Source organism: Ventrimonas faecis (genome assembly GCF_040096075.1).
Classification (GTDB): domain Bacteria; phylum Bacillota; class Clostridia; order Lachnospirales; family Lachnospiraceae; genus Brotaphodocola; species Brotaphodocola faecis.
The window spans coordinates 39,980-50,636 of the sequence record NZ_JBBMFJ010000012.1 but is presented as its reverse complement, the minus strand read 5'-3'; the positions used below and the strand labels follow the sequence as shown (position 1 = coordinate 50,636).

General features: G+C 44.0%; 7 protein-coding genes. All 7 read right to left on the bottom strand.

Going from position 1 to position 10,657, the window contains the following annotated elements; translation table 11 throughout:
• Window positions 1-85: 85 nt before the first annotated feature.
• Window positions 86-946 carry a hypothetical protein gene (locus WMO41_RS07430; RefSeq protein WP_349229206.1) on the bottom strand — a complete coding sequence of 287 codons (861 nt, stop codon included), beginning with the start codon at window positions 944-946 and terminating at the stop codon, window positions 86-88.
• A 219-nt stretch (window positions 947-1,165) separates the two neighbouring features.
• Window positions 1,166-2,476: an ATP-binding protein gene (locus WMO41_RS07425; protein WP_349229205.1), complete on the bottom strand. Its 1,311-nt coding sequence runs from the start codon at window positions 2,474-2,476 to the stop codon at window positions 1,166-1,168.
• 261 nt (window positions 2,477-2,737) lie between these two features.
• Window positions 2,738-2,911 (bottom strand): hypothetical protein, encoded by a 174-nt coding sequence (locus WMO41_RS07420; RefSeq protein ID WP_349229204.1) that lies wholly within the window; start codon window positions 2,909-2,911, stop codon window positions 2,738-2,740.
• A gap of 90 nt (window positions 2,912-3,001) precedes the next feature.
• The gene (locus WMO41_RS07415) at window positions 3,002-7,210 is read right to left on the bottom strand and encodes a hypothetical protein (RefSeq protein WP_349229203.1); all 4,209 of its coding nucleotides are present in this window, start codon (window positions 7,208-7,210) and stop codon (window positions 3,002-3,004) included.
• Window positions 7,207-7,968 carry a hypothetical protein gene (locus WMO41_RS07410; protein ID WP_349229202.1) on the bottom strand — a complete coding sequence of 254 codons (762 nt, stop codon included), beginning with the start codon at window positions 7,966-7,968 and terminating at the stop codon, window positions 7,207-7,209. Before WMO41_RS07410 ends, WMO41_RS07415 begins: the two co-directional genes overlap by 4 nt.
• A gap of 28 nt (window positions 7,969-7,996) precedes the next feature.
• On the bottom strand, window positions 7,997-10,135 hold the full coding sequence (locus WMO41_RS07405; RefSeq protein WP_349229201.1) for a DUF6273 domain-containing protein: 2,139 nt from the start codon (window positions 10,133-10,135) through the stop codon (window positions 7,997-7,999).
• Between the two features lie 174 nt (window positions 10,136-10,309).
• On the bottom strand, window positions 10,310-10,618 hold the full coding sequence (locus tag WMO41_RS07400; RefSeq protein ID WP_349229200.1) for a hypothetical protein: 309 nt from the start codon (window positions 10,616-10,618) through the stop codon (window positions 10,310-10,312).
• Window positions 10,619-10,657 lie beyond the last annotated feature (39 nt).

Below are 10,657 nucleotides of genomic sequence, written 5' to 3'. Positions count from 1 at the left end.
TTTTCTGATTGTTTTATAAAAAGAAAAAAGCAAGCTACCTTGTTTGATAGCTTGCTTTCCTATATCCATTTATAAAGCACTTTCACTACTTGTAAAGTTGCTCATATTCATCATATGTCATTCCGAGCCACGCCTGTCTTTGCTCGTCAGAAACATCTGGCCATATGGTACGATAATATTCGCGCCATGATATTTCCCCATTTTCAGCTTTTTTCTGTAAATCTAACTGTTCCTGCAATTTTTGCGCTTCTTCTGATGCAAAATACTCGTTTTTATACCGATCTCTCTCCGCCGCATAATCAACGGCCTTGCAGTTCTTCACCCCATTATTGGTTGGATCAACCACGTACCAGATTTCTCCAATCTGTACCAAACACCGCTTATGGTAGGCCGAGGACTGATATGCTTCACATCTGACGCCTACCAGCTTACAAAGCTCTGCCAGTTCATTGGAAAACTGTTCACACATCCCATGTCCGGTACGAAGAACTAACCACCGTTCTTTGCTGCGATTGTATCCCGCATCCGCATCATAGACATTTCCATGGTATGCTGCCCCGACTCTTTCAAAAGCTTTCTGGTATCTGGTATATTCATCTGCATGGATCCAGTCAAAACTATGAAGAAATTCCTGCAAAAGTGGATATGCCTCATCCATGTAATTGTTGTATGGTGTCTTATACTCTCCATGCGCATTTAAAATGCTCTGTTCCCTTTCTTCCGGAGAATTGTACCATTCTTTTAAGTAATATTCCGGATCCGTAATTTCCGGATGCTGATCGCTGAAAATAGCACCGCTGCCCATTACATCCGTTAAATCAGCTCCCGGTAAACATACAGTACCGGCACTGACTTCTGTTGCCACTTCTGAAGTCCCAGCGTATGCTGACATATTCATAAACATCGCTGCGGTCAACGCCGCACACAAAATGGTTAGTCTTTTCATAAACCCCTTTCCTCCTTCTCCTCTGTTCTATAATCACTGTATACGATCCATGCTGATATGTAAACTACCAACCTGATCCAAAAGCCCTTTTGAATAAAAATCATAACTATCGAACATCAATCATAGATACTTCTTCCTCTTCCCATGCTGCGGAATATGAATACTTCAAATCTGACTAAAAAAACAGGCCACCGAACGATAGCCTGTTTCTCCTATAGCCTAATTTACATGCACCATGTTTTTTAAATACTCAGCGAGCATATATAATGGAACATTAATAAGCCAGTCTTCTTTTTTATAATTTGCCATGCTGCTTCGAATCGCCATGTCTGGCTGATATTTGTCACAAAAAGCTTTCAGGCTCTTTGCACGAAGATTTTGTTCCGCTTTTACTTCAAGCGGGATGCAATCAAGATCTCCCTGCAGCATGAAATCAATTTCACCTGTTGAACGCTCTGTCGCGAAATAATAAAGCGGATATCCGGCTGCATGCAGTTCCTGCACAACATACTGCTCTGTGAGTGCCCCTTTGAACTCTTCAAAAATCCGGCTGTCCTCAAGCAACAGTCTGGCCGATAATCCGGCCTTCGCGGTTAATAATCCCACATCGAACATGAACATCTTGAAACTGTTCATTTCCATATATGCAATAAGTGGAATGTCCGGCTTTGAGACCCTGTAGCTCCTCAAAATCAATCCTGCATCTTCGAGCCATTGTATCGCAAGTTCAAAATCCTTTGCCCGTGCTCCTTCGCGCAGCGCACCATACATGAATTTCCGGTTTTCTTTAGCCAGTTGGGAAGGAATTGAATTCCAAACCATCATAATACGTGGCACAACTTCTTTGGGAGCATGCTTGCTGAAATCTTCCTCATAGTACCGGAGAAGATTATTCTGGATCTCACGAACTTCATACAGATCATCAGTATCAATATAGGTCTGTACCACCTCTGGCATTCCGCCCACGTAGTAATACTTCTTTAGCAGATCTACGTATTTTCCCGCATACGCATTGATCAGTTCATAGTCCCGATTCTTTAGTGTTTCATACAGCCCATTTTCACCAACCGCCAAAAGAAATTCACTGAAACTCATTGGACATAGTTTCAAAAAATCCACCTTTCCCACTGGAAAAGATGTTCCCTGGTGCAATGCAACACCAAACAATGAACCGGCTGCAATAATAGAATACTGTGGAGCATTTTCATAAAAATACTTTAAAGATGCCAGGGCCTTTGGTGCTTCCTGAATCTCATCAAAAATAATCAGGGTATTCTCTGCCTGAAAACTTTTCCCGTATTCTATTTTAATTGCCGACAGGATCCTCTTTAAATCAAAATCCAGCTCAAATACGTCCTTCATCGCTTTATTATTATCAAAATTGATATAGACGGTATTTTCATAGAATCTGGCACCAAATTCCTTCATAATCCATGTTTTACCGACCTGTCTTGCCCCTTGTATAATCAATGGCTTTCTATTCTTTTTCTTCATCCACCGTTCCAACTTAGTAAACAGTTCTCTTTCCATAAAAGCCTCATACAAAACACATATTTTCCACACCGTCATTCTATTATAACATTTTTTCGGATGTTAAGTTGGAAAACGAAACATTTTTTCGGTGATACCAGCATTTCAATTATAATCAAGAAACGTTATTCATATTCCGCAGCATGGGAATTCTCCATACTGCATATTCTTTTGCTATCATACTATTCAATTTTCAAAGTACACACCGCACCAGCGGAAAATGAACCGTATCCCTTTGACAGCATACGATTCCCTGCATTGTTATTGCTGCTCATCCTTATTCTTTTCTTTCTCTGTCAAGCCAACTTTTCTTACATAATCCCGCATTTTTTCTTCCCTGGCATCAACTCTCTTTTTAAGAATTTCATACAATTCAAAAAGTAATTTCCAATCCTTTCCGGACTCTTTATCTTGCTTGTTTCCCGGCTTTTCCAATGGCAGCTCCCCCTGTGTATGGTCACTTATTTTTTGATGGTAGTGCCCTGTAACAGGGCACTACCAAAATAATAAATACACCTGGTATATTTATTTTTTCTGGATTACTCCATTCACAACCCAAATACCATCTGCATTTAACTGATATCCGTCAATTTCACAATTTCTTTTCATTGCTCCTCGGGTTCCATCAGAGACCGGGTTAAAGTAATAGCACATTCCGTCGATCCAGTACCAGCCGGTTAGCATACGCCCCTGTGTACCATCCGATACCGGGTTCAAATAGTATCTGTTTCCATCGACATCTGTATACCAGCCTGTCACCATATAACCGGATTCGTCAAACCGGAACCAGTCATACTCCTGCTGGCCTTTGGTTTTATCCGCATATGGATTATAAATTGCTGCCCATTCCGATGCATAAGTACGAGTATCATCGCGGAACATCCATTTGTGCTGCTCGTTTTCTGTCCATGTTCCTCTTACAACATATTCCGGCAGACTGCTGACAGCAGGTTTTGTTCCAGAGGTGGCCACTGTCTTTGAGCTGTGGCTTCCGCCACCGCCACCACCTCCACCGCCGCTGGAGGATGATGAATAGGTTGTCTGGTCGGATACTGTAATTTTTAATGTCACAACGGTGCTGTCTGAACCTGTCGCATCCGTTCCGGTAATAACCGCCTGAATTGTTCCCGTATACGGACTTACGCATGCCTTTTTGATCCATTCCAGACCAACATCCTGAACTGGCCGGATCGTTCCATCGGCAGATACCTGCAACACAGACGAATTAGAAGAACTGTAAGTAATCAGTCGTTTTTCCTGATATGTTGTTGCAATCACCTGTTTCTCCGGCATATCACCAAACGTATAGGTTGGAGCGTTTCTTCTTCCAGTCATCGTGAGCACCAGATCCAGAGTTTCTGTTTCCGGCATCTCAATACATCTTGCAGCATAATTTAAAACCACCGTGGTTTCTCCCACCTTCTGACCGTCAACGGTTGTCGCAATCGCTTTGATCGTCTTGGTTCCGGTATACGGCGCTACATGCTCAGCATCCTTAATCCACTGTGCATTTGGATTCGGTGTCAGAAGACCGGTCTGGGAAATACTTGCCACATCCGTATCCGATACGGACCAAATCACCTCACGGTTATATGGCGTATGTAAAGCATCGGAATTGCAATCCGGCAATACAGTACAACTAAGCTGTACCGGCTCAAATCCAGTCCGCGTTTTCACTGCTGAATTAACATCACCCTCTTTGGTTGCCACAAGATCAAATTTCATCTGCTTCTGGCCCATCTGAACACTTTCCGGGTGAATGACGGTCTCATCCACAGTGACAAATTTCAACGTTACCTCGCAGTCTGCTGTCTGGTGTCCGTTCGTCGCATCTTCACTGGTAACGGTCACATGCTCTATCTGCGTTGCTGTTCCGGAGAGCTTCTCATAAGGATCCACATCCCGCTTCTGATTATCTGCATTGATGACGTTCTGGATCCATGCAGGGTTATCAGCACCATTCGGATCATACTTTGCTTCCACCTTCAGCTCATGCTCAAAGCTTCCCTGTGGAGTGATCTTTAAATACTGTTTCGGATTCTCATCTTCCCAACGTACATTCTGGGTAAAACTCTGGGCCGGTCTGAGACTTGCCGCCAAGATCTGCGGTTCATCTGCAAAAATGGTTTCTGTCGGATTTTTCCGGTCTCCAGTGAGTTTTCTGGTAATGGTATAGGTAATATTGTTCTTGTTTAATTCCACTCCCTCAACGCGGAGCGTTGTCTCATCCACAATCTTAAAATCAACCGTAACGGTCACATTTCCGTAAACAGATTTATGATCCGGTGAGGTGTCCGCATTGGTTGAAGCTGTCAAAATTGCATTTTTGCTGGTTACCGTGGCCGGAATTGCACTTAAGTAATTGTTATCCTGCTGCGCTTTTACCGCTTTATTTAACAGGCCATTGATCCAACTGCCGGCCATATTCGGTTTGATCTTTGCAGCCGTCTCCACATAACCTGCATCGGATGCATTTACCACAAGATCAGAATCGTCAATGCTCCAGCTGTGTGTTTTATCCGTACTTGCTCCGGTATCATTATGTACGGCATTTACCGTAACCGGATTAACATTGATCGCGGAAAGATCATTTCCGGTATACGTTGCAAGCTGATTGTTGTTGCCATCCAATACTACTGTCTGCACCGTTGGATTTTTCCGATCCCCGGTCCGTGTCTGTACCACATGGAACGTCACATTGGCCGGATCCATGGAAAGTTTTGAGGTTGTTCTGATGTACTCTACATCCAGCTCTGTGCTATGCTCTGGCATTTCAAACGTATATCCTCCACCGGTCTGATACGTCATATCCTGCGGATTTCCGTCCTCATCCGTATAGGTTGGTGGCTTTACGCCGCCAGGTTCATTTTCATCCGTTACCATCTGATAAATGCTTCCATTTGTATTCTTAGCCGCGGTCGTTACATGAACCGTTTCTCCCGGTCTGACAGCAGCAGAACTATCTTTATCGATGATCCGGTAAAAACTGTTGGCACCTCCCGGATATGCCGTAAAAGTAGCCACATCCTGATCAAACGTGCCATTGGAATTTGCTACATCTACACGGCTAACCGATAATAAATAGCCTTTCACCGGCTGCCCATACGTTCCCGGTGCATAATGATCAATGGAAAATGGCAGGCCATTCTCGTAATCAGCTACCGTAAAATCCCGGTCCAGCCTGATGACTACAATATTGCGGATTCCGTCTTCCAGTTCTTCGTAGAAATATCTGCTGGCATCATAAGTTTCATTAGCACCATTTTTCAAATAGTAGTGAACTTCATTATCATTCCAGTATCCAATATGGGCCGCATCGGTAACCGTTGTATCCGATGATTTTCCACTTCCGACAATCGCCTTGGTCTTATTGGCCGCAGTCGTGAACCAGTACGCCAGGTTCTTCCCGGAGGTTGTGCCATATTTCATATCAACGGAATCTTTGCGGGTACCAATAAAGATGCCTTCTCTTGCTGTCCCTGCATTTGTCTTTCCGATCTCTCCGAACATACGAGCAACAACAATTTCTCCGCCTTCATAATAACCAGTGATACCGCCTACCGCGTAGGCACCGTTTCCGCCAATTGTTCCGTCCACAGACACATTATAAATGGATGTACCGCTGCTCATTGCGCCGACAATACCGCCTACATAATATCTTCCCAGGATATTATTTCCGGTCGCGGATACGCTGGTATCAACAATATAGGTATTGCTCACTTCACCAGCAATACCGCCCGTTTTACTGGTGGCGCCGAGGTTCACTGTATTCACGGTTGCTGTTACATTTTCGATCGTAGCCCTGGAACCAGAATTGCTTCCGGAAATTTTTCCAACCAGACCGCCTACTGCTGCATCAGAAGCATATCCACCAGACGATGTGTTGGCAGCCGCCGTTCCTTCAACTGTCACGTCCGTGATCACAGACTCTCCTTTTATCTGGCCGGCCAGAATACCAACATGGTTATATCCATATACACGGGCATCTTCGATGGCCAGATTTTTTACAACCGCGCCATCCAGGACTCCAAAAAGGCCAACATTCTGAAGATTTTTTGAAATATTTACAATTTTCAGGCCACTGATTGTATGGCCATCTCCGTCAAAAGTACCTTTAAAACTATTGGATACATTACCTGATAACTGTGCTGTATTCTGATACCAACCAATCGGGTTCCAGTTTCCATTATTAATGGTAAAGGAAAGATCAATATCATCCATTAACCGATAATGGGCAGTATCATAATTACCTGTACCGGCTGCAATCGCCTGTGTCATGATCATCAGATCCTCCAGATCTTCAATCTGATACGGATTGCTCTCCGTTCCGTCTCCGGTAAGATCAAAATTTCCATCGATCCAGTTATTCCAAAGATCACCTACGCTGCTCGCCATAAGTGCCGGGGCATTTGTCCCCAACTGCTTTGCAATCTGTTCCTGATTTTTTTCATACCAGGAATACAGTGCGCTGTAATTTTCGTTGGTATCATCCTCCATAACACCGTAAAACCAGTCCCACAGAGTTTCTTCTTCCAAATATGTAAAAAACCACTCTGAAAATGCATCACTGCCAATATCCTTCGGCCGACTCTCTTCAACCAGCTTTGTATTGAAGTCCTGATAATCTTCCGTGAGTTCCTGCAGTGGCATCGCAAGCGCGGTAGAAACATTGCAGGCACTGAACATCGCAGCAGTCAACACCGCAAACAGTCTTCGATATCTACGTTTTTTCATGTCAGTTCCTCCACCTCTTCATCCAGTACGGCCATGTTCTCTTCTGTTTCTGCATCTACCTCGGAAGATATTTTTTCATCTGGCTGCCCGTCTTTCTCCAGGATCTTCTGATAGGATTTAAACGCTTTATAATACAGCTTATCGTGTTCTACCGCCCAGGTAAAAAATGTGTCATCCTCTACATGCTCTGCCAGCATCTCCCATAAAAAATCTTCTTTACAGTTTTTCTTAAACCATGCTGTAAATTCTTCCGTTCCGATTTCCGGCATATCCCCGGATTCCTCTTCTGGCGCTTTTGACGGTTCTTTCTGGAGTTCATCCTCCAGCTCTGTCTCATCCACTATCTTCTCCTCTTCGGTTTCTTCTGTGTCCTCGTCCTCCAACTCATCTTCTTTCGATTCCATTTCCGCTGAGTCAGCATCCTCATTTTCTGATTCACCGCTCTCATCAGATTTTTCCGCTTCCTTTACCTCTTCCTCTGACTCTTCTGGTTCCGATTCTTCTGGATTAGATTCTTCCGTTCCTGCTTCTGCCTCATCCGTGCCCTTCAAATCCGTGTCCTCCGACTTTTCATGGTCTTCATCATCAGCTTCTTCTGTCTGATCCATGTCCACCTGACTGTCTTCATCAGCAACATCTTCCGAAGCAGCCTCCCCATTCAAAGCTATCTGACCGGCAAACTGATCAGCCAGCGCGGTTGCCGGAACAGAAGCGGTAAGTGCAGCTGCCATTAAGATCACAACGCCTCGTTTCCTCATTCAAATTCCTCCTACTAATTTTCTATGATCATCCCTGCGGTACCGCAAAGGCTGGTCTTACGCCAATCGAGGTAGTTACCCTTAACTCCTCGTCCGTACTGCTGCCATCCGGTTTCACTGCCTCCGGCCGGATCATTCCATTGACCAGATCCACAATATAGGCATATCCACTGTCAGCATCTGTATTCCCCATAGGAGAACGCAGCCAATATCCATTGCAGAAATTATCCGTTACAGATTCTGAATTATCCGAATCTGTATCGCCAAATTTCCAAAGATAGTTTTTATACTTTAATGCCTCTTCCACCGACAAGCTAAAAAGTCTGGCTGTCAATCTCTGATATCCAATACTATGTACAGTCAAATCCTGGTCACTTAATTCACCAAACCGCCCCTTGCCGGTACTTCCGGTAAATGCACTGTCTACACCAATCTGGCAGTTAAAGCTCTGAAAAATGCTATTTTGATGCTCACTCAGCCAGTTATGTATCTTTGAATACTTATAATCACTTTCATCACCAAAATTTACTACTGGCCCCGGATGAAATACCTGACTCATAGTGCCCGCTTCATCTGGTAAATAGGAATACTCACTCCCATAATTTGCCGGAATCACATCATCGCAAAGGAATAATGCCAGTTTCTGATGATTTTCAGATTTATCGTAATAATTGGTATCTACACACCAAAATTCGTAGGTCTTCTGATCAATCACTACTTTCTGCACATCTCCCACTGACCAATAGATTGGGTCCGCGGTACCGGCATCCGGAGCACTGAGTACTACAGCCGGGCGAAGCAGCATATCATCCGTAGGTGTCACGAGACTTGTTGATCCATTCTCATGCACAACCACAAGTTGTCCATTTTCTACGGTTCTTGTAATGTAATCACCCTCTATCTGTCCTCGGTATGCAAGCACTTCTTCCTTTGACAGAATAGCTGCATACGCAAGTGCGCCATCCGCATCAATCGGCATCAGTGCCTGCCCTGTAATGCTGAAACAATCCGCAAATGTACCGACAAAAGCCTGGTAGGGATTAGAAAGCATATAATCAAGTGATCCATAACCTCCAAATTCACTTGCCGGTATTCCCGTGTCTGAAATGTAAAGGTAGCCATTCTGGAAGCTTTCACTCACACAGACAAACTGCATCTGATATTCACTCTGGGATGGCCTATACGTTGCCGTGATCCGGTCTCCGCTATTCTGTTCCTCTGTACGCTTACCACACCTGTCACATAATGAGTCACCATTTTCATCCACATGCCCCAGGGCCGGTAACGTTTTTACTTCTGTCTTACTGCAGATACTGCAAACATATTTCTCTGACCCTGATGACAGGCATGTTGCTTCTGTTCGCTTCTCCAGTTTCCAGTTATGGCTGCAAGTTTCCCCAAATTTTTTATTCACAAGAAACACATAAATTCTATATTCCGCTCCATCCAGCTGAATCGTGTCCAGAAGATTTGCGCTGTACTCCACAGAAGTACTATATAATTCCTTCAAAATTATCCCTGTTGCCGCACAGTCTTTTGCAATCACATAAACAGGAGTGGCAGCCGTATTTTTTATCTGTGCAGACAGGCTGCGCAGACGATAAGAACATTTGGCGTTGCTTTCACAAATAATCTGGTCATCCAGAATCTCCCCTGCTTCTTTTCCAGTGATTGCCGCATCCGCTTTTTTAGCCCTTTCAAGATACATTTCAAAGCGTTCCCGTTCCGACGCCTCTGGATCGTCTACATCCACGACAGGTCCTTCATCCGAATAAGTAATATAGATTATTTTTTCACCCGGCCCATATACATTTACCCGATATGGTGAATCTTCATTCGCCAGCCATCGGTGTCCATTAACAATCAGGCTGTTCGCATATGGTATAACCAGTTCCTCACCCTCTAAAATCGTTCCACTGCGCATTGCGGATAACTGGATTTGTCGGCTCTCTTCATCTACAAAATAAACCTTCCAGGATACCATTTCCCGCGGACTAGCTTCCTCTATTGCATTCTGGCCTGTATCCCCTAAAGCATTTCCATATGAAGAAAGCTCTAATTCCATCGGTTGTTTTATCGTATATCCATAAGACAGGACCGGTTCCGACATAATCACAATTCCCAAAAGCAAGAAGGCATAACGGCTCATTGATTTTCTTTTATTCATTGCAAATCTCCACTATTCGATCAATAAATTCGGTTTTTCTGCAGCAATTTCAAAAATGACATATGAATTCTTACCCTTTAGTCTTTTCAGCTTCTCTCACTGGCTAAGATCAGCCACTACGGTCTTTCCCAAAGCCAGCCGCTATAGTCGAAACTGCAGGCTATAGCAGGTGAATTACTCAATCTCATCTCCAATTCCCGTTCCCATCAATGCTGCCTCATCAGCTTCCAGTTCAATGCGATATTTTTTACAAAGGCTGTTTATTTTCTTCTGCAGATCAGCCTGAACAGTTGCAATCATACTAACCAGATAGTTTTCAGGAATTGGAAGGCGCTGCATTCGTCCACTGCCAACGCGATGGGTACAACTCAGTGAAGATTCTGGATTTTTAGTACTGTTATCCAATGTTTTAAGCTGCTGGAGCAGATCGGCCACTTCTAAAAGCGCCTGCTCTTGTGCTGTGTCCTTCATTATTTTTGCCATATGATTTCCTGCCTAAGTCCGCTGCCAGGCAGTCTACTT

What these genes read in the sequence shown, in the direction of transcription:
- WMO41_RS07430 (WP_349229206.1), bottom strand. Translation starts at nt 946, where the DNA reads ATGAAAAGACTAACCATTTTGTGTGCGGCGTTGACCGCAGCGATGTTT.
- WMO41_RS07425 (WP_349229205.1), bottom strand. Translation starts at nt 2,476, where the DNA reads ATGGAAAGAGAACTGTTTACTAAGTTGGAACGGTGGATGAAGAAAAAG.
- WMO41_RS07415 (WP_349229203.1), bottom strand. Translation starts at nt 7,210, where the DNA reads ATGAAAAAACGTAGATATCGAAGACTGTTTGCGGTGTTGACTGCTGCG.
- WMO41_RS07410 (WP_349229202.1), bottom strand. Translation starts at nt 7,968, where the DNA reads ATGAGGAAACGAGGCGTTGTGATCTTAATGGCAGCTGCACTTACCGCT.
- WMO41_RS07405 (WP_349229201.1), bottom strand. Translation starts at nt 10,135, where the DNA reads ATGAATAAAAGAAAATCAATGAGCCGTTATGCCTTCTTGCTTTTGGGA.
- WMO41_RS07400 (WP_349229200.1), bottom strand. Translation starts at nt 10,618, where the DNA reads ATGGCAAAAATAATGAAGGACACAGCACAAGAGCAGGCGCTTTTAGAA.